17 protein-coding genes, 1 pseudogene and 1 other annotated feature are annotated in these 20,409 nt (G+C 35.1%); of the genes and pseudogenes, 13 read left to right on the forward strand and 5 right to left on the reverse strand.

What is annotated here, in order from left to right; genetic code table 11:
- Positions 1-282: 282 nt before the first annotated feature.
- Both NSQ40_RS09355 and NSQ40_RS09360 read left to right on the forward strand, forming a co-directional pair.
- Positions 283-879 carry a DedA family protein gene (locus NSQ40_RS09355; RefSeq protein WP_033796992.1) on the forward strand — a complete coding sequence of 199 codons (597 nt, stop codon included), beginning with the start codon at positions 283-285 and terminating at the stop codon, positions 877-879.
- 58 nt (positions 880-937) lie between these two features.
- A complete protein-coding gene (locus tag NSQ40_RS09360; RefSeq protein WP_003196742.1) occupies positions 938-1,363 on the forward strand; it encodes a hypothetical protein in 426 nt (141 codons plus the stop codon).
- Between the two features lie 162 nt (positions 1,364-1,525).
- On the opposite strand, the pseudogene NSQ40_RS09365 reads toward NSQ40_RS09360, so the two are convergent.
- Positions 1,526-1,852 (reverse strand): annotated as a pseudogene (locus NSQ40_RS09365) (RNA-guided endonuclease InsQ/TnpB family protein); the annotation flags it as partial.
- Positions 1,853-2,095: 243 nt separating this feature from the next.
- Here NSQ40_RS09365 and NSQ40_RS09370 point away from each other — a divergent pair.
- The 3 genes from NSQ40_RS09370 to NSQ40_RS09380 all read left to right on the forward strand — a co-directional run bounded on the left by NSQ40_RS09370 (position 2,096) and on the right by NSQ40_RS09380 (position 5,096).
- Entirely contained in the window at positions 2,096-2,662 is a 567-nt protein-coding gene (locus NSQ40_RS09370; RefSeq protein ID WP_003196743.1) for an undecaprenyl-diphosphatase, read from the forward strand.
- 365 nt (positions 2,663-3,027) lie between these two features.
- Entirely contained in the window at positions 3,028-3,540 is a 513-nt protein-coding gene (locus tag NSQ40_RS09375; protein WP_003206744.1) for a hypothetical protein, read from the forward strand.
- A gap of 272 nt (positions 3,541-3,812) precedes the next feature.
- Positions 3,813-5,096 carry an MFS transporter gene (locus NSQ40_RS09380; RefSeq protein WP_033797389.1) on the forward strand — a complete coding sequence of 428 codons (1,284 nt, stop codon included), beginning with the start codon at positions 3,813-3,815 and terminating at the stop codon, positions 5,094-5,096.
- A 399-nt stretch (positions 5,097-5,495) separates the two neighbouring features.
- On the opposite strand, the gene NSQ40_RS09385 is transcribed toward NSQ40_RS09380, so the two are convergent.
- Positions 5,496-6,317 carry a YwqG family protein gene (locus NSQ40_RS09385; protein ID WP_003206747.1) on the reverse strand — a complete coding sequence of 274 codons (822 nt, stop codon included), beginning with the start codon at positions 6,315-6,317 and terminating at the stop codon, positions 5,496-5,498.
- 114 nt (positions 6,318-6,431) lie between these two features.
- Between NSQ40_RS09385 and NSQ40_RS09390 the strand changes: the two genes are divergently transcribed.
- From NSQ40_RS09390 to cysK, 5 genes are all read left to right on the forward strand, one after another.
- Positions 6,432-7,238 carry a polyphosphate kinase 2 family protein gene (locus NSQ40_RS09390; RefSeq protein ID WP_018766693.1) on the forward strand — a complete coding sequence of 269 codons (807 nt, stop codon included), beginning with the start codon at positions 6,432-6,434 and terminating at the stop codon, positions 7,236-7,238.
- Positions 7,239-7,821: 583 nt separating this feature from the next.
- Positions 7,822-9,081 (forward strand): GTPase HflX, encoded by a 1,260-nt coding sequence (hflX, locus tag NSQ40_RS09395; protein ID WP_003206751.1) that lies wholly within the window; start codon positions 7,822-7,824, stop codon positions 9,079-9,081.
- A gap of 330 nt (positions 9,082-9,411) precedes the next feature.
- Positions 9,412-10,974 carry a Vga family ABC-F type ribosomal protection protein gene (locus NSQ40_RS09400; protein ID WP_003203794.1) on the forward strand — a complete coding sequence of 521 codons (1,563 nt, stop codon included), beginning with the start codon at positions 9,412-9,414 and terminating at the stop codon, positions 10,972-10,974.
- 374 nt (positions 10,975-11,348) lie between these two features.
- A complete protein-coding gene (locus NSQ40_RS09405; protein WP_033797387.1) occupies positions 11,349-12,557 on the forward strand; it encodes an MFS transporter in 1,209 nt (402 codons plus the stop codon).
- A gap of 15 nt (positions 12,558-12,572) precedes the next feature.
- A complete protein-coding gene (gene cysK, locus NSQ40_RS09410) occupies positions 12,573-13,490 on the forward strand; it encodes a cysteine synthase A (protein WP_341286099.1) in 918 nt (305 codons plus the stop codon).
- A gap of 52 nt (positions 13,491-13,542) precedes the next feature.
- Here the strand turns inward: cysK and NSQ40_RS09415 are convergent, their stop codons facing one another.
- Positions 13,543-15,177, reverse strand: a complete 1,635-nt coding sequence (locus tag NSQ40_RS09415) for a putative polysaccharide biosynthesis protein (RefSeq protein ID WP_018766689.1) — start codon at positions 15,175-15,177, stop codon at positions 13,543-13,545.
- Positions 15,178-15,407: 230 nt separating this feature from the next.
- Positions 15,408-15,631 (forward strand) — a binding site (T-box leader).
- Between the two features lie 303 nt (positions 15,632-15,934).
- Between NSQ40_RS09415 and NSQ40_RS09420 the strand changes: the two genes are divergently transcribed.
- Complete coding sequence (locus tag NSQ40_RS09420; protein WP_003203801.1) at positions 15,935-17,272, forward strand: sodium-dependent transporter; 1,338 nt, start codon at positions 15,935-15,937, stop codon at positions 17,270-17,272.
- Positions 17,273-17,323: 51 nt separating this feature from the next.
- On the opposite strand, the gene NSQ40_RS09425 is transcribed toward NSQ40_RS09420, so the two are convergent.
- The gene (locus tag NSQ40_RS09425; protein ID WP_018783276.1) at positions 17,324-17,641 is read right to left on the reverse strand and encodes a hypothetical protein; all 318 of its coding nucleotides are present in this window, start codon (positions 17,639-17,641) and stop codon (positions 17,324-17,326) included.
- Between the two features lie 291 nt (positions 17,642-17,932).
- On the opposite strand from NSQ40_RS09425, the gene NSQ40_RS09430 reads away from it, so the two are divergent.
- Together NSQ40_RS09430 and NSQ40_RS09435 are read left to right on the forward strand one after the other, a co-directional pair.
- Positions 17,933-18,196 carry a CD3324 family protein gene (locus NSQ40_RS09430; protein WP_003206761.1) on the forward strand — a complete coding sequence of 88 codons (264 nt, stop codon included), beginning with the start codon at positions 17,933-17,935 and terminating at the stop codon, positions 18,194-18,196.
- 142 nt (positions 18,197-18,338) lie between these two features.
- Positions 18,339-18,977 carry a FusB/FusC family EF-G-binding protein gene (locus tag NSQ40_RS09435; protein ID WP_003206763.1) on the forward strand — a complete coding sequence of 213 codons (639 nt, stop codon included), beginning with the start codon at positions 18,339-18,341 and terminating at the stop codon, positions 18,975-18,977.
- 157 nt (positions 18,978-19,134) lie between these two features.
- Here the strand turns inward: NSQ40_RS09435 and NSQ40_RS09440 are convergent, their stop codons facing one another.
- A complete protein-coding gene (locus tag NSQ40_RS09440; protein WP_003206765.1) occupies positions 19,135-20,211 on the reverse strand; it encodes an N-acetylmuramoyl-L-alanine amidase family protein in 1,077 nt (358 codons plus the stop codon).
- Between the last annotated feature and the right edge of the window lie 198 nt (positions 20,212-20,409).

The following is a 20,409-nucleotide window of genomic DNA, read 5'->3' on the forward strand; positions in this document are numbered from 1 at the left end:
GATAAAAAAGAGAAATCAATACAATTTCATTTTGAAAATATAGAAAAAAGTGGAGTAACACATTTTATCCCGTAAAAGCTCGATTCGTTCAGCTAACCATCGGCGGGGAAGTGAAGACTCCCACTGATGGAAGTTTCACTTTATATTCGGAAATAAGTTATACGGTTAGAATTTTAATGGGGTTTATTGGAATAATACTAGGAGGTATATAATGTCTTTTGTTTAAAAAGGTGTCTCAATGATTGAGATACCAGTTCGTAATTGGTATGGACGGTGATTACAATAGAACAACAATTACATTATCTCATTTCGCATTTTGGATATTTCGGGATTATTATTGCTTTAGTGGGTGGAATTATCGGGTTACCGATACCTGATGAAACGTTGTTAACGTTTGTAGGGTACTATGTATATAAAGGGGAAATGAAATTTCTACTTGCATTACTAAGTGCATGTATCGGTTCGTCAATTGGTATTTCTATTAGTTATGTGTTAGGAGTGAAACTTGGGATTCCGTTTTTAAAGAAATTTGGTCCGAAAATACATATTACAGAAAATAAAATAAATCGAACACAGATTTTGTTTCAGAAGATTGGTCCTGCCTTATTATTTATTGGCTATTTTATTCCTGGGGTTCGCCATGTTACTGCCTATTTAGCTGGTATTTCTCGTTTTCGATTTTGGACTTTTTGCCTTTATGCATATTCAGGAGCATTATTATGGAGTTTCACCTTTATCAAGTTAGGATTAGAACTGGGAGAAAAGTGGCGTCATGTAGTACACTATGCTCACCGTTATAGCCTCATTCTTTTAATTGTGCTAGTTATCCTTGTGGGTTTGATTTTTGTATATTTTCGCTTCAAAAAAGATAGAAACTAAGTTATCCCGTTATTCGTGAGCAGTAATACTCCCACTTCAAGATATTCTCAGTAATTTTTTGGCATTAAAACGAGTAATTGATTATGATACAAGCCTTATTACACAAGGAGCGCTGAAGATTTATTTGAAAAGTGGCATGTTTCATACGCACAGTAAGCGACTTGCAAAAAAATATGCAAAAAAATCGATACTATTACATCAAGAAATTAAAAGACAACTCCAAGATTGTGAAGTTAGCATTGACTATAAAAGGCCGATTTCTCTTGATACAAAGTTACATCTTGCCTTACCGCAAAATATGAATGCAACTGAGTTGATTCAACGTTTACATGCTGAACATGTACTATTGAGGCCTATTGATGAAAATTATTTATCAAATTTTTATAAAGAAAATATCATTAAAATAGATGCAAGAAATATAAATGCATCTATTATTTCAACCGGAATTCAAACTATAGTTCAAACAATATCTAGAATGAGCTAAGTAGTTGACTTGTGAATGACTCCTTCTTAACACTCTTATGAGTTGTTTGAAGAAGGGGCTTCCTGCTTCATAGAGGGTTGCTGCTTGGGGTTTCCCAAGCAGTCTTACATATTCTCCACAGGCGCCGTTTATACTGTTTGGACACAACCTTGCCCTTCAGTTTCAGTCTTCCGTCGTTCTCACATGTAATTGTTCTAATCCTTTTTGCAAAATGTTTAGACTCGCATTGTGATCCCGGTCTAATATCGTTCCACACTTTGTACAAATATGTGTCCGAATCGATAGGGATTTTTTTACGCGATTTCCACAGCTTGAACAATCTTGTGATGTGTATGCTGGATCTATTTTTACAAGTAGACCTCCAAATTTTTCGCACTTTTACAAAAGCATCTTGCGAAAAGCGCCCTAGCCCACATCAGAAATCGACTTTGACACTTTTCGATTCCGAACCATATTTCGGATATCGAGATTCTCTATACAAATCACCGATAAATCTTTTCATATAAACATTTTAAATAAGTTAAACTATCAAAATGAAAAAAGAACCTTACAAAAATGTAATGTTAATGTCACAAAATAAGATAGTACATTGTGAGTAATCTTATTAAAATTGAATAGATTATGATTTGTAGGTGGAAACAATAAAAAAATATAATAAGAATTTATTAGAGTCCAAAGGTATATTTTGTTGAAATGTAGCGTGGACTCTATAGCAATAAAGGAGATTATGTAATGAATTTTAAAGACTTAGATTATGAATGGTTCAACTTTATAAATAATAAAGTACAGCAATATCCACTGATAGATGATGTAATGATTATATTTGCAGAATATGTACAATATGCTTTCGTGTTACTACTCATCCTGTTATGGATAAAGAATAAATCTAATTTTCGTGTAATGGCTTTTCAATCGATGGTTGCGTTTACTTTAGCGTATTCCATCAATAGAATCATCGAGATATTTATTTATAGAGAGCGTCCTTTTGTCTCACATAACATCACAAAACTTGTAGATCATGCTGCCAATTCTTCTTTTCCAAGTGATCATGCAACATCAGCTGTTGTAATTGCAGCTACACTATTGCTATCTGCCTATCGTTTTAAATATACCTGGTTTTTCTTAGCACTTGGTGTAGCTTTTTCGAGAATATGGGTAGGAGTACATTATCCATTGGATGTAATTGCAGGATGTGTACATGGAATATTAATAGCATTATTTACGCAGTATGTTGTATTTAGGATACGTCCTGTCGCTACATTAATTGCGAAACCTATTTTTCAAGGGAAAACTAGCTGAAAAGAGTCGAGTCGGTGGAGTAAGTGCTAACGTGTGCATGAGAGAATAGTCAGCAATAGAAAAATAGTTACACGATTTTTAGTAAGTATATATTGAAAAATGTTCTATTGTGAAATCATGTAAATGAACCAATCATCGAGGGTTGGTTCTTTTTATTATAGAGAATTTTACTCAATACTTTTTCTCATTCCTCAGAAAGGTTCTATATGCATCAAAATCTTCAAAGGGATAGAAAGCATTTGTAAAGAAATTATGTAATGTATATTATAATATTAAATTTAAACATTATAATTTTAAATGAATGTATCGTATACTGGGTTTAAAACTAAATGAAAATGTATATGAGAAATTGAAGGTGAGAAGTTTTGGATTGCATTCAAAAACTAACTAGTATTTATGGCTTAGGGCTTTGTTGCGGATTGTGGAGCAAAGAAGAAGTAATTCAATGGTGTGATAAAGTGATTGAAGTGAGTGACAGCCCGCCATATGAAATAATTGAGATATCCTTAATGTCTAAAGAAAAGATAGATGATATTGAAGGGAAGTTATTTGAGTTTAGTAGAATAGTTGATGAAGAGTATGCTGTGAAATTAACTCTTTCTGTAATTCATGAAAAGTTAGTACGAAATGAGCTGGTGATTGAAGAGTCAATTAAATCCACAACTAGACTTTTAGTCAACAGGGGTTTGTATTGGGAAGATGAATATCGTGATTTATATAGTGTTGATGATAGTTATGAATTAGCTAAAAATGGCGATCATTTTGATTTAGTTGAAGTTGTTAACATTTACATTGAAATGTTAGGGTTTTATGGTAAATATTTTAGTGAGTTTGAAAATTTGTATTTTAAAGTAATGAAGAATAAATGGGGTAGATAAAAGAATTGAAGATAAATTTAGTAACAAGAAGGCTTATTCGTAATCATATTAACAATGTGATGTGTAGAGTTTGCAAATAAATGAGGGAATCTTAGTTTAATAAATAAAAAATATTTGTGCTTAAGAAAAAACGGCCCTAAATCAAAGCATTTGGGCAGTTTTTTTGTTTTTCTCTTTTAGAAAGAAAAGAACGGATGAAAATGTTATTGAATATGAAACATTAAACATAGTACATTTAAAAAAGGAAAATCTTTCATAAAGAAGGTGAGAAAATGCTTGATACAGCTGATGGTTCAATAAGGAATCATATGTATACAGTAGAAGAACAACAAAAGATATATAAACGAACATTAGTGATCGTGAGTATTTCACAAATGTTTGGTGGTGCGGGATTGGCTGCTGGAATTACGGTAGGCGCACTTCTTGCGCAGCAAATGCTTGGAACAGATGCATTCGCGGGATTGCCAGCAGCCATGTTTACAATGGGATCTGCAGGAGCAGCTTTAGTAGTAGGCAGGCTTTCTCAGCGTTATGGACGCCGGATCGGGCTTGCGACAGGATTTATGGTAGGAGGGCTTGGTGCTATTGGTGTTGTAATCGCAGCTTTAACAAATAGTATTATTCTCTTACTTGCTTCCTTACTCATATATGGTGCAGGCACAGCCACAAATTTACAAGCCCGTTATGCCGGTACGGATTTAGCAAATAAGAAGCAAAGGGCAACTGCTATTAGTATTACAATGGTTATGACGACTTTTGGTGCGGTAGCAGGACCAAATTTGGTAGGGGTAATGGGGAGCTTTGCTCTTTCTATTGGTATTCCTGAACTTGCTGGTCCGTTCATATTATCAGCAGCTGCATTTTTGTTAGCAGGTCTCGTACTTTTCGTTATGCTTCGTCCAGATCCATTAATAATAGCGAACAGGATAGAAACATATAAACAGGAACATACAAATAAAGGGCGTGCGATAACTGAGAAATCGATAGCAAATAAAAGGGGCGTTACAGTTGGGGCCATCGTTATGATACTTACTCAAATTGTTATGGTTGCAATTATGACTATGACTCCCGTACATATGGAACACCATGGGCATGGATTAAATGAAGTGGGCCTTGTTATTGGATTTCATGTAGGAGCAATGTACCTTCCATCACTCGTTACAGGAATTCTTGTTGATAAGATTGGTCGAATGGCAATGAGTATTGCTTCCGGAGTTATACTACTTAGTGCGGGAGTGGTAGCTGCCATTGCACCGAGCGATTCTTTAATTCTCCTGATCATTGCTCTTTCTTTACTTGGATTAGGATGGAACCTTGGATTAATAAGTGGCACTGCTCAAATTGTTGATGCAACAGAACCTTTAACGCGTGCAAAGACACAAGGGAAAGTGGATGTTTTTATTGCATTGGCAGGAGCTTCTGGGGGAGCGATGTCAGGCATTGTGGTAGCGAATTCGAGTTATGCGGCATTATCATTAGCTGGAGGGGCGTTAGCCTTATTACTCATTCCTGTTGTGATATGGTCTAGAAAAGGTGAAGAACATGAAATAAAATAGAAGTCCTGGAAGTTTTGCAGATTGATTTGTACTGACAGAGAAAAAGAGATGGATAAATAGTTACTAAAAGAAATCAAAGAAGTTACTGCACAAAATGAATCTCATAAAATTGTAAGAGGTATATCTTCTTTTAATAGCTTAGTAGAGGATGAAGCCCTCCGCTGACTAAAGTTGTATCGTATTAGAAGGCTTGTCCGCAATCATATTAGTAATGTGATGCAAAAACTAAGGGTTAAAGGAGTACACAAGCGGTTATTGAGCTTTTTCATATAGAAGAACTGAAATTATAATAGATGGGCCAACTTTGTAGAAAAAGTTGGCCATTTTTTCTATTCTTTTTCGCTTTATACGAATTACAGTATAGAAACAGAGGAGATATGTTGAAAATGCATGGTTGATTTAACAACATTGCAAAATCAACCATGTATTTTCAAAGTTTCTTTGCAATAAATCTTCTTTTTTGATCCAGAAATATAATAAGCCAGTGTCTCCCCAATCCATTTCAGATTCATCATTGGTATCAAGTTGTAACAGTAACATCCAATCTTGGGCGCTGCCAGGCAAATGTTTTATCTCTTGATCTGAGGGGTACCCATTTCCTAAATAGATTCCGTTTGTAACAAGATGACACTCTTCCGCCATTGCTTCTGATTGTATAGCTTGTGCGGAGCCGAGTAAATGATGCAATCCATCGATATACAATTCTTCTATTTCTTTATAAAGATCCCATTCATCATCATTTGATAAACCTGTTTCTCCGACTTTTTCTTTTGCTAATGTCCAAGTTTCTTGAAAGGAGATGATGGAAGGAGGGAACACTTCTGTTTGAAGTTCTCGTCGTTTTAGGTTTTCTATATTTTCCGTGTACAGAACGCGATGTCCTCCAATATCTCTTAGGTCAAACCCCCATGGTTGTTCTTCTGCGTCATAAAAGAAATATAACATGCCCTTCGTAGGCAGTGGGTTTCCTTTGTGATAAGGTTGTATTTCTTCTAAATTCAGCTGTCCAATAAAGTGTAACGGTATGTCGTTGTATGTTGGAATCTTTAATTCATCAGGTAAGTCTGGAAAACCTCCTAATTTTGAGGTTCCCACTGCTATTTGCTCATCAGATCCTTTACGTAGACGAATTTGAATTGTTGGCTCAAGAGAATTTAAAATATGTTTTTCTAGATGCATGGCACTATATTTTTCGAGCACGTTTTGTAGTGTTTGTTTCATAATGTATCACCCCATTCTTATTGTACAACAACTTGTTTGTATTTTATGGAAATAATCAAAAATATTGAAAATTATGTTAAAATAGCGTTAGTGTAGGGAAAGGGGAATTATTTTATGACAAAAGATCGTCTTGCTCAAGTAGATTTAACGAAAAGAATGGAATCAAAATCAAAGTATAATAAGAAGCTTGAAAAGTATCAAAGGCGCTTATTAGCGTTGCAGCAAATTTTACAAAAAGAAAAAATAGCCGTTATTATGGCGATGGAAGGTTGGGATGCGGCTGGAAAAGGAGGGGCAATTAAACGAATTACTGAGCATCTGGATCCGCGTGGATTTCAAGTAAATCCAATTGGTGCGCCTGCTCCTCATGAAAAACGTTACCATTATTTGCAACGCTTCTGGAGGAAAATTCCTCAGTATGGTCAAATCACAATTTTTGATCGCTCTTGGTATGGTCGTGTATTGGTAGAGCGTGTAGAGGCATTCGCTACAAAGGAAGAATGGAATAGAGCATACGATGAAATCAATGATTTCGAAAAATTATTAACAGATGATCATTACATAGTAGCAAAATTCTTCTATCATATTAGTAAAGATGAGCAGTTAGTGCGATTTAAAGATCGAGAGAAAAATCCTCTTAAGAGATGGAAAATTACAGATGAAGATTGGCGCAATCGTGAAAAGTGGGATGAATACGCCCGGGCAATGGAAGAAATGTTTGAGAAAACAGATAAACCGAATGCAAGATGGAATATTATCGCTAGTAACGATAAATTATATGCGCGTGTGAAAACATTGAAAGTGATCATTTCATTGATTGAGGATTATTTCTTGCAGCATAGAATAGAATTGCCATCATACTATTATGAAATGAAAGAAGAAAAAGAAGAGATTGAACACGTGCAAGATATAGGTCGTTAAGCTTGTATGGGGTGAATTCGATTCATTAATTATAGATTTCACCCATAAAGTGATGCAAAACAAAAGACGAGAACTTTATTAAATTATGCGTAAAAAAATGAAGAATGCAGTAGAAAAATAATGATTTTATTTATGCCCGTAAGTGAAGTTTAATGTTGTGAAAACTACATAATTATGCTAAGATTTATGTAACTTTTAATGAACGGAGGGGTCTCCTTTGATTTTAATCAGATTACGTCTCAAAGCTTTGTGCCGATAATTGAATAGCGCTCAAAGGCTCTGTCTGTGTACAGAGTGAACGGGATTGGTCTGCCTATTTTAAAGGAACCCTTTATTGAACTGATATGTGAAAAGAGGGAGGGACGAATACGCCCTCTTTTTGTTTTGCCTTTATAATAGAATGATGTGATATACGTATATGTTTTTGGATACGTATATCATTTGTGACGTATTGACCATGTAGCAATTTGGAAGCAATGTTGCTTTCTTTTGTTTATTTGGTGTACTCTCATCCGTTTACGAAAAACACAGGCAGTGACCTGTGTTTTTTAATTTTACGTAATCGAAATGGAGGAATAAATATATGGAAGAACTAGTACAAAAAGCGATATTAGTTGGAGTTAATTTAAATAGTGAAAGTGATTTTGAATATTCAATGGAGGAGTTAACGAATCTTGCAGAAGCTTGTGATGTGGAAGTTATAGGGAGAGTTACGCAAAATTTACATCGCGTGAATCCATCACATTATATTGGAAAAGGGAAAATTGAAGAGGTTTCTGCTTTTGTGAAGGAAGCAGATGCGAATATGGTTATTTTTAATGATGAGTTATCGCCTTCACAAATTCGAAATTTAGAAGCTGACTTAGATTGTAAAGTAATTGATCGTACCATTTTAATTTTAGATATTTTTGCGCAGCGTGCTAAGACGAAAGAAGCGCAGTTGCAAGTTGAAGTCGCGCACCTACAATATATGATGCCGCGTTTAATTGGTCTTCGTGAATCTTTAGGAAGACAGAGCGGCGGCGTTGGTACGAAGAATAAAGGTGTCGGTGAGAAGAAATTAGAGCTGGACCGTCGTAAAATTGAAGAGCAAATTGCAGTATTAAATAAAGAATTAGAAGCGCTTGTTGCACAACGTCAAACGCAGCGTAAACAGCGTAAGAAAAACGAAATTCCCGTTGTTTCATTAGTAGGATATACAAATGCAGGTAAATCAACGATTATGAATACGATGCTTGAAATCTTTAATGGTTCGACTGAGAAGCAAGTGTTTGAAAAGGATATGCTATTTGCAACCTTGGAAACATCCGTACGCAATATTGAACTTCCAGATAATAAATCATTCTTATTAACAGATACAGTTGGTTTTGTAAGCAAATTACCGCATCATCTTGTGAAAGCATTCCGTTCAACGTTAGAAGAAGTAGCGGAAGCGGATTTATTGATTCATGTAGTGGATTATGCAAATCCAAATTATGAACAATTAATTGAGATTACAAACCAAACATTAAAACAAATTGGTGTTGAAAACATCCCAACGATTTATGCGTATAATAAATCAGATATGATGGATGTTGAAATTCCGAAAATCCAGGAGGACCGAGTATATCTATCTGCAAAACAACAAATTGGGATTGAAGAGCTTGTAGAAATGATTCGTTCTTACATTTACAAAGAGTATACAAAGTGTGAGATGTTAATTCCTTATGATCAAGGGCAAGTTGTATCCTATTTCAATGATCATGCTCATGTTGTATCTACGAGCTATGAAAATGAAGGTACAAAACTTTCACTCGAATGTAAGACGAGTGATTTTGAAAAATATAAGCGTTTTGTTATTTAAAATGAAAAAAACATTGATTTTATTTGAAATTTCTAGCTATACTAAAAATAGTGTTAATGAAATTGAAAGAACGGAAGGGTGACCCAATTACATGAAGTACTAATCCTATTTACGAAAACAAACAATTGAAGGTTATTTTTAACAGATGATTATGCTGTTATTTGTGATGCCTTTAATTCGCGTTTTTCAGAATAGGATTGGCTTTGTATAGTTGGATCTAAAAGGGATAGTCTCTTTTGGTGTACACCTATATATAATTATGCCTCCTATTCTGAATGGATATAGGGGGCATTTTTTTGTCTCCTAAACTGGATAAAAGGGGATGTTACTATGTTTTTATTAGAAGCTAATCATATAAAGTACTATGTACAGGATCGTTTATTACTAGATGTGGACCAATTGCAAATTCATCAAAATGCTCGAATTGGGTTAGTTGGTAGAAATGGAAGCGGGAAAACGACGTTATTTCAAATGTTGGCTGGAAAAATTTCTCCAGAAGAAGGAAATGTTATTCAACGTACTAGGTGTGAGCTTTTGCCGCAGCTTAAACGAACAGATACAACAAAAAGTGGTGGGGAAGTGACGCAAGAATATGTCCAAAAAGCTCTTATGAAAGATGCCGAGCTTTTACTTGCAGATGAACCGACTACAAATCTTGATACAGAACATATCGAATGGTTGGAGAAAAAGTTAAAAAGTTGGCAAGGGGCATTTATCATTATTTCGCATGACCGTGCATTTTTAGATGCTCTTTGTACAACGATATGGGAATTGAATGAAGGGAAAATAAAAGAGTATACAGGCAACTATAGTGATTATGTAAAACAAAAAGAAATAGAGCTAAATCAAGAACAATTAGCGTATGAAAAGTATGAGAAAAAGAAAAAGCAGTTGGAAGAAGCGTTAAAGTTAAAAGAGAAAAAAGCTGAAAGAGCAACAAAGGCGCCAAAAAAGGTAAGTAAATCCGAAGCGAGAATTACAGGAGCAAAGCCATACTTTGCCAAAAAGCAAAAGAAGCTACAAAAAACAGCAACGGCCATCGAAACGAGATTAGAAAAACTTGAAAAGGTAGAAAAAGTAAAGGGGCTCTCACCAATTAAGATGAATTTGCCAAATGCAGAAACGTTTAAAAACCGGATTATTCTTCGTGTAGATGGTGTAACAGGTAAAGTTGGGGAACGTGTGCTTTGGAGCAAAACAAGTTTTCACATTCGGGGCGGTGATAAATTAGCGATTATCGGTTCAAATGGAAGTGGGAAAACGACATTTGTCAAAAAAATCATGAACCAAGAGTATGGTATTAAGCTTTCACCAGCTGTTAAAATTGGCTATTTTAGTCAAAACTTAAACATATTAGATACGGAGAAATCAATTATCGAAAATGTCCAACTCTCTTCAAAACAGGATGAAACACTGATTCGAACGGTTCTTGCGAGAATGCATTTTTTCAGAGATGATGTTTATAAGCCAGTAGGGGTTTTAAGTGGCGGTGAGCGAGTGAAAGTAGCGCTGACAAAGCTATTTTTAAGTGATATTAATACTTTAGTGTTAGATGAGCCGACGAACTTTCTTGATATGGAAGCTGTTGAAGCGTTAGAGTCTCTTCTAAAAGAATATGAAGGAAGTGTAATCTTTGTCTCGCATGATCGCCGGTTTATCGAAAATATTGCTACGCGAATTTTAACAATCCGTAATCAAAAGATTGAATTATTTGAAGGGAACTATCAGCAATATAAACTTAATCAAGTGGAAAAGACGCGAGATACGAAAGAAGATAAGCTTCTTTTACTTGAAACAAAAATATCGGAAGTGCTAAGTCGCTTAAGTATTGAACCGTCCGAAGAATTAGAAATAGAATTTCAAAAACTTTTAAAAGAAAAACGAGAATTATAATTAAAGTTGATTAGAAAAAAGTACATCACGACTAATGGAGTGATGTACTTTTTTGAGCTAGGTGTTGTCTTTTGTTTTTGCTAACATGCGGATAGAATTACTGATCATGGAAGTAAGAGTGCAACAATCTTGTTTGTCTCTTTCTTCATCTTTGCTGATATAAAATAATCTAAAGAAAACTTCTTCCATTCAACGCTATAAAAATATATAAATTTAATGATTTTATGTATATAGATGAAATCGAAGTTGTGTTGCTGGAAAAAGAAATAAAACCAGTATAGAATAGAAAATGTTTTAAAAATCAGAAATTATTACAGTAAGTGTAATGTTAATTAGTTACATTTTCTGTTTTTTAGGGAAGGAGAGAGTGAATTATGCAGGCAGTTTCAAAGGAAAATAAAATAGCTTCACCAACGATATATCGTATTTTATTTGCGATTAGTTTCGGTCATTTTTTAAATGACTCGATGCAAGCTGTTGTACCGGCACTGTTTCCTATTTTGGAAAAGTCGATGAATTTGTCTTATATGCAGGTAGGATGGATTGCATTCGCGTTAAATATGACGTCATCGATTATGCAGCCGGTGTTTGGGATGTATTCAGATAAGAAACCATCTCCATTTTTATTACCGCTCGGTATGTTTTCGAGTATGCTTGGGATGATTGGACTTGCGTTCGCACCAAACTTTATTATCGTTATTATTTCAGTTTTATTTATCGGATTAGGATCAGCAGTCTTTCATCCTGAAGGCGCACGTGTTGCTTATATGGCAGCTGGTGCAAAGCGAGGGTTAGCGCAGTCAATTTATCAAGTAGGAGGAAATACAGGGAATTCTCTTGCACCAATTTTTACAGCGCTAATTTTTGTTCCGCTTGGGCAAGTTGGATCACTTGGATTCACGGCTTTTGCAGCGGTAGGTATTGTGTTATTAATTTTTGTTTCAAATTGGTACAAAAATGAGTTAGTAAATGGTGCGGTGCGAAGAAAGAAACGAGCTGCACTTGAGGCGGAGAATGCAATTGTTAGTAAGCATATTAAGTTTGTAATTGTTCTTCTTGTTTTCTTAACCTTTGTTCGTTCTTGGTATGGAGCTGGCATTGGGAACTTCTATCAGTTTTATTTAATCGAGCATTATGGTGTGTCTATTAAAAATGCACAGTACTTTGTATTTGCTTTTATGATTGCTGGGGTACTGGGTACATTCTTTGGTGGGCCATTAGCAGATCGATTTGGTAAGAAAAATATTATCGTATTTTCAATGCTAGGTTCTGCGCCGCTTGCACTTTTATTACCACATGTTTCTCTAGCGTGGGTTGTGCCGTTATTTTTATGTATAGGTTTTATTAGTTCCAGTAGCTTTAGTGTTATTGTTGTGTATGCGCAGGAGCTCGTTCCGGGAAAAGTTGGAATGGTGTCAGGATTAATTGTAGGTCTTGCGTTTGGCCTTGGAGCATTAGGTGCCGTTGTTCTTGGGAAATTAGCAGACGTGTATAGTCTGCAATTTATTATGGTATTATGTAGTTGTTTACCATTAATTGGACTTACGTCATGGTTACTACCAAGCGATCGAAAAACACGATAGAATAGGGGATGCGCTATGAAACTATGTCAAAATGTTACAGAATTAATTGGAGATACACCTGTCTTACGGTTATCGCGATTCGTTCCAGAAGATGCGGCAGATGTGTATGTGAAATTGGAAATGTTTAATCCATCTCGTAGTGTGAAAGACCGAGCGGCGTATAATTTAATTCATATGGCGGAAGAGCAAGGGCTCATTAAGCCAGGTGATACGATTATTGAACCAACAAGTGGAAATACAGGGATTGGTTTAGCGATGAACGCAGCTGCTAAAGGATACAAAGCGATTTTAATTATGCCAGATAATATGTCAAAAGAACGGATTAACTTGCTTAAGGTATATGGGGCTGAAGTTGTTTTGACACCCGCAGAACAAAGAATGCCAGGAGCAATTGCGAAGGCGGTAGAATTACAAAAACAAATATCAAATAGCTTTATTCCGCAGCAGTTTGAAAATCCAGCAAACCCGAATATTCATCGCTATACAACAGCTCTTGAAATTTATGAACAAATGGATGGAAAGCTAGATGCATTTGTAGCAACTGCTGGAACTGGTGGAACCATTACTGGCACAGGAGAAATATTGAAAGAGAAACTACCAAATTTATATATTGCAGTAGTTGAACCGAAAGGATCTCCTGTTTTATCTGGTGGTGTGCCGGGTCCTCATAAACTAGTTGGAACAAGCCCAGGGTTTATTCCGAAAAACTTAAATACTGAAATATATAATGAAATTATTCAAATTGCGGATGAAGAAGCGCTTAGTACAATGAGAAATCTAGCAAAACAAGAGGGAATATTAGTAGGACCATCTTCAGGTGCCTCGGTCTATGCTGCAATCACGATAGCAAAACAATTAGGTGCTGGTAAGAAAGTGTTATGTATTGCACCTGATACGGGAGAGCGTTATTTAAGTATGGGATTGTTTGAATAAGAAACATAACAAAGAAGAGATTGTATGTATCATATACAATCTCTTCTTTGTTTTATTTTACTAATTTTTTTAATATAGGTAAACGACCAATCCGATCACCAAGAATATGTGATGCTAGGCCACTTGTTAATACGAAAGTAAGATAGACAATTCCTCCAACCACGCCGCAAATAATAACGATTAGCAATGATTCGATATAAGGTTGTCCAGGGATCAACCATCCGATAATCGCTTTTAATCCTATTACGACAGCGGACATTGCTGCGGAGTAAATTGTAATAAGAAATACTGTTTTAGCTGTTTCTGCAATATCAAACTTTGCAAATTTGACGATGCAATATAGCATAATGATATCAGAAACGAGATATCCAAGAATTGTTCCAAGTACTGCTCCATGCCCACCTAATAGATATAGAAGTGGCGTATTCACTAAGATTTTTACGAGAATACCAACTGAGAATGCAATCATTGTTTTTCGCTGATAATCAATGCCTTGTAAAATGGCTGCTGAAACAGTGAAAATCGCACTTAATACTGCTGATGGTGCATAAGAAATTAAATATTGAGACCCGCCTAAAGCGGTATCAGGACTCATATATACCATGCGGAATGCATCATATGCGATGCTAGCGAGTCCAAATGCAGCAGGGATTGTGAAGAATAACAATAATTGGAAAATCTTTGTAATTTGTTCTTGTAATTCTTCTAGTTTCCCGCTTGTAAATGATTTTGTTATCGCTGGAATAATCGTAAGTGAAAATCCAGTTGCGAGCGAAGCGGGAATCATAATTAATTTTTGAGCATAGTTCGTTATATAAGCGAAAATCGCATTCGCAGTTTCAAGCGGTGTTCCAATTGCTCTTAGTGCATCAGCAACTGTATATTGATCCACTAAAGTATAAAGTGGAATAGCGATCCCTACAAAAACAATAGGGATTGCGTAACGAAGTAGCTCCATATAAATGCTTTTTAATGAAACGTTTGAAGCCCTTGTTTTTAGTTCGCCTGCAGGTGGTTTTAAATGATTATATTTTTTCCAATACATGATTAAAATTGAAACGCTGGCAATTGCTCCAATAACAGCTCCGAATGTAGCGACTGCAACAGAAGAAGCAACGGAACCACCTAGTAATTTTGAAACGATAAAACTACCTACTAAAATGAAAATGACACGTGCAATTTGTTCCACAACTTGAGAAACAGCACTTGGCTTCATATGTTGGAATCCTTGGAAGTATCCACGTGTTACACTCATTGCTGGAACAATAATGAGCGCAAAACTTAATGCTCGCATTGTAAGTGTTACATCAGCGATAAACCCCGGATCAGGTGTTTTGGAACGAATAATAAACTGCGATACGTAAGGTGCTCCGATAAATAAGATTAAAAATCCAGCGAAACCCATAAGCAGCATGATTTTTACACTAGAATTATACAGTTTCTTACTTGTGTTATAGTCACCTAATGCATTATATTTAGCAACAAATTTCGACACAGCAATTGGAATGCCGGCTGTTGAAAAGCTAAGCAAGATGCCATACCAAGAATATGCATACGCATATAAAGCAACCCCTTGTTCACCAACTAATAGTTGAAAGGGGAAGAAGTATATAAAGCCTAAAATACGCGAAATCATTGTGGCACCGCTTAGTAAAGCTGTACCTTTTAAAACTTTTGAAGTAGACAAAACCTTTCCTCCTACTCGTGCTCTGTTACAATCATCCTATACTACTATAAACCTGTCAGTGGATTTTATAAAGCATAAACCATAAGTCGTGCAATAGTATTCATCAAAAAGTCATATTTTGAATTTTTATAGCAACAAATAGCAAATTAATACATAAAAATTCAAAAAAATCAGTTGACACTCCTTTTATTGTATGATAAAAATGATAGTAATCAATTCGGAAAACATATAGTTGGGCAATGAAAGGGTAAAGTAGTGAAAATCTCCCTATGACAGAGAGCTGATGGTTGGTGCGAATCAGTATATAGATTATTCATGAAGTTCGTCCTGGAGCATCTTTCATAAATCTCACATTGTGAGGAAATGAAAGACGGTAGTATATACCGTTATCAAATAAAGTGGTGAAGAATTTTTTCACAACTAGGGTGGTACCGCGATATATATCGTCCCTACGTTTTTGCGTAGGGACGTTTTTTATTTCGGGGTTATTTTAGTTGTATCTTCATAACTAGGGTGGTACCGCGATATTTTATCGTCCCTACGTTTTCGTAGGGGCTTTTTTTATTTCGGCAGTTTCTTAGTATTTTTCACAACTAGGGTGGTACCGCGATATTTTTATCGTCCCTACGTTACTGTAGGGGCGATTTTTTGTTTCTGAAGGGAAGTGGTTGTATTAGAAAGGGAAGAGGATAGAACAATACGAGTAAGTATGAAATGTAATAACAAGAAAAAATAGAAGAAGAGAGGAGATAGAAAGATGAATTCACAGCAATGGACATCGAAATTAGGTTTCGTTTTAGCTGCAGCAGGTTCAGCAATTGGCCTTGGCGCAATTTGGAAGTTTCCGTATATGGCCGGTATTGGAGGGGGCGGTGCCTTCTTTCTAATATTCATTGGTTTTACTTTACTGATTGGTTTACCTTTATTATTGGCAGAATTTTCAATCGGAAGAAGTACGCAAAAAGAGGCTGTTGATGCGTATAGAGAGATCGCTCCTAAAACATTATGGCCGTGGGTTGGTAAGTTAGGGATTGTAACATGTTTCATATTGCTTTCTTTCTACAGTGTTGTAGGAGGTTGGATTTTATTATATTTATGGAATGCAATTACAGGTAGACTATGGGAAGGAAATGGTGCATACGAAGCAACATTTGGTGAAATCATTTCCAATCCATATTTAGCAGTTGGATCACAGCTATTATTTATTCTTATTACTATTTTTATCGTGAGTAAAGGCGTGCAAAATGGTGTTGAAAAAGTAAATAAATACTTTATGCCAGCACTATTCGTTTTGTTCTTTGTGTTAATTGTTCGTGCGCTTACATTAGATGGAGCGGGAGAAGGGGTACGTTTCTTCTTACAACCTGATTTTTCGCATGTAACGTCTGAGATTGTTTTATATGCGATGGGGCAATCGTTCTTCTCATTATCTGTCGGTGTGGCAGTAATGGTAACGTATAGCTCGTACTTGCCGAAAGAAGAAAATTTACCGCGTTCAGCATTTTCTATTGTTGGTTTAACACTTGTTATTACATTACTTGCGGGACTTGCAATTTTCCCGGTTGTATTTGCATTTGGAATGGAGCCATCTCAAGGACCGGGATTACTATTTATTGTATTACCGGCTATCTTCAGTAAAATGGCATTTGGAAAACTATTTTTCATTATTTTCTTATTACTATTCTTTTTTGCTACTGTAACATCTGCAATTTCTATGTTAGAGATTAGTGTTGCTTCCTTAACAAAAAAAGGAAAGGGAAAACGTGAAAAAATGGCATTGATTGTTGGATTACTAATCTTTGTTGTTGGAATTCCATCGGCACTATCATATGGTGTATTAAGTGATGTGAAGCTTTTTGGAAAAACAGTGTTTGATTTAGCAGACTTTGCAGTAAGTAACGTTCTTATGCCGCTTGGTGTATTATTAGTTGCAATTTTCGTGCCATTAAAAATGAAGAAAGATGTATTAATGAAAGAACTGGGTGTCAGTAAAAATAAAGGCTATAAATTATTTGTATTATGGTTATTCTTACTTCGCTATATCGCACCAATTGCAATTATTATCGTATTTTTAAATGTAATTGGAGTGATTTAAAGTACAAAAGGCTCTAGCATAACGTTATGCTAGAGCCTTTTAATTATAGAATTATCTTTTCTGCAATTCGTTTACTGTAACAAATTGATAGCCTTTTTTAGATAAAGAATCTAAAATGCTTTCAATGGTCTTTAAGGCATTATTAGAATCGTCATACATGGAATGTAATAAAATGATAGATTCAGGTTCTACATTTTTTGTAGGACCATCATCAAAGGTTAGGGCGACGACTTTTTGATTTGTTTCTACCCGATTTGTTAATTTACCAAATAGTTGATACGTTCGTGAATTCATTAATTTATAAGTTCCAAAGAGTAGGAAGAGAAGAGTGGTTAGTATAATCAATGATGTAATGATTCTTTTGTTCATAAAGCGCCCTCACATTATTTTTAATTTTAAAAAGTAGTGGGATGCAAGTGAGGAAAATTTATCATATAATAAAGTTGAATCAAAAGGTATATTAGGAGGTGTTGATATGGCGATTACAATACAATTGCCAGACACTGCAGCGTCTCATGCAAAGCCAAGTATGGAAATGGCGATACTTTGCGTGAGGTAGACAAGTAGTATTCAATCGCCAAAATGAGCTCGTATCATTTCTTTTATATTTGGCTTTGCACCTTATTGAAATGAACCATAAAAAATAAGGGGCGAGCAGAAATGAAATACGTAAAGGCAGCGACTGTTTTACCAGAAAGCTTAATTGTAGAAATTCAAAAGTATGTACAAGGTGAAACAATTTACATTCCCAAACAAGAAACTAAACATTATAAATGGGGTACACGATCTGGCGGAAGAAAGCAACTTGATGCGCGGAATAGAGACATTAAACATGCTTTTAAAAGTGGAACTACCATTCATCAATTAGCAGAGGAATACTTTCTTTCTACGGAAACGATAAAAAAAATCGTGTATTCAAAATAATAATGAAAAGCACTGATTATTCAATTAGAAATAATCAGTGCTTTTTGTGTATACTTTGTTTATGAATCGTTTTCGACATTTTATAAAATAAGTGTATTGTATACAATAAAAAGAGATCAACAATTTGTATGGAGTGATAATAATGGAAGCATTTATTAGAAGTGATCAATATAATTTTATAAAATCACAAACTCATATTCTAGCGCATGGACACGCAACAGCAAACGATAGAGGTGTTATTGCTGCGCTGAAGTCTCTTGCAATAGAAAAAGTGTTACATGTTTTTGAAAATCTTACTGATGCACAAAAAAAAATAATCGATACGATTTTGGCAGTTGAAAATAGAGAGAACGCAGAATCGTTTTTACTTCAGTTAAATCCATATGTTATTCCGTTTCAGGAAATTACACCACAAGCGTTAAAAAAAATATTTCCTAAAGCTAAAAAATTGAAGCTTCCTGAAATAGAAGAAATAAATATGAAAGAAATGTCGTATTTAGGTTGGATTGATAAAGGAACGGGCAGAAAGTTTATTGTAGCAAAGAATGGAAATAAGTTTGTTGGCCTACAGGGAACGTTTCAAAGTATAAATAAAAAGAGTATTTGTTCATTGTGTCATGGTCACGAAGAAGTAGGTCTGTTTTTAGTTGAAATAAAAGGTGATGTACCAGGTACTTTTGTTAAAAAAGGAAACTATATTTGTAAAGATAGTATAGCATGTAATCAGAATATGACTTCGCTTGATAAATTACATGACTTTATTGAGAGATTGAGGAAATAAATTATTGCAAAAGATCGTACTAAACTACATTCATCACTATAATTGTGTGTGAGTTCAAGAAAACAAAAATGACCTGTTCCCTAAAGAATAGAGGGAACAGGTCTAGGGATACTTTTCAATAGGTAGGAGATGTAAATCTCTACCCATTGAAATTCACTTAGATCATAACGCCATTATCTGCAAAGTGATACCACTTTCCATCAATGAACAGGTAGCTAGTAGCCATGGAACCATTTGTATTTAGATAATACCAAGTAGATCCTTCTTTTAACCAGCCAGTAGCCACAGAACCATTTGTATTTAGATAATACCAAGTAGATCCTTCTTTTAACCAGCCAGTAGCCATAGAACCATTTGTATTTAGATAATACCAAGTAGGTCCTTCTTTTAACCAGCCAGTAGCCATAGAACCATTTGCATTTAGATAGTACCAAGTATCGCCTGCTGGTAACCAGCCAGTAGCCATAGTCCCATCTCCATAAAAGAAATACCAAGTCCCTTTTATATTTTTCCATGCTGTAGCCATGGAACCATCTTCATTATAGTAATACCAAGTGCCTTTATAGGGCCCACTAGTAATCTCACGCCAACCTGTCACCATAGTCCCATTATCATTAAAATAATACCCTTTATCATTAATCAATTTTTCCCCTATAGCCATGGAACCATCTTCATTGTAGTAATGCCATCCGTCGGAACCACCAAAGTGTTTCCAACCTGTCACCATGCTGCCATTATCATTAAAGTAAAATGTTTGTCCTATAATCGTTTTTTTACCTGTGGCCATGAATCCTTCTTCATCGAAGTAATACCAAGTGCCTTTAATATTTTTCCAATCTTTAACCATGGAGCCATCTTCATTAAAATAACGCCATTTTCCGTTATAAGACACAGGTCCATTAAATTGTTTCCAACCTGTCATCATAGCTCCATTATCATTAAAATAATATGTTTTTTTATTAATAGTTTTCAAGTCTGTAACCATAATTCCATCTTTACCAAAGAAATACCAAGTGCCGTCGATCTTTTTCCAATCTTTAGCTGTATTACCATCTTCATTAAAGTAATACCAAGAACCTCCATATTTTGACCAATGTGGAACCATAGCCCCATTTTCTTCACCTTGCTCAATTGCATATGTATGATTCTGAACAACTACATTTTCTTCTGCATGAGAAACTGTAGGAACTACAAACATTGCAGCCATTAAAATTGGTAAAATAGATTTCTTCATTTTCCATATCCCCCAAATAATGAATAATTTTAGTTTTTATTTTCACAAAAGAATTATATTCTGTAATATTGAAATAATCAATGTGTCTTGTAATATAAATGTAATGTTTTTTGATTTATTGAAATTTAATTTGCTTTTTTGTCATAAATTAAGTGGGTTTGCAATTTAAGTAATTTACTTTATTTCTTGAATCATTAT

Source organism: Bacillus sp. FSL K6-6038 (assembly GCF_038050455.1).
GTDB lineage: Bacteria > Bacillota > Bacilli > Bacillales > Bacillaceae_G > Bacillus_A > Bacillus_A pseudomycoides.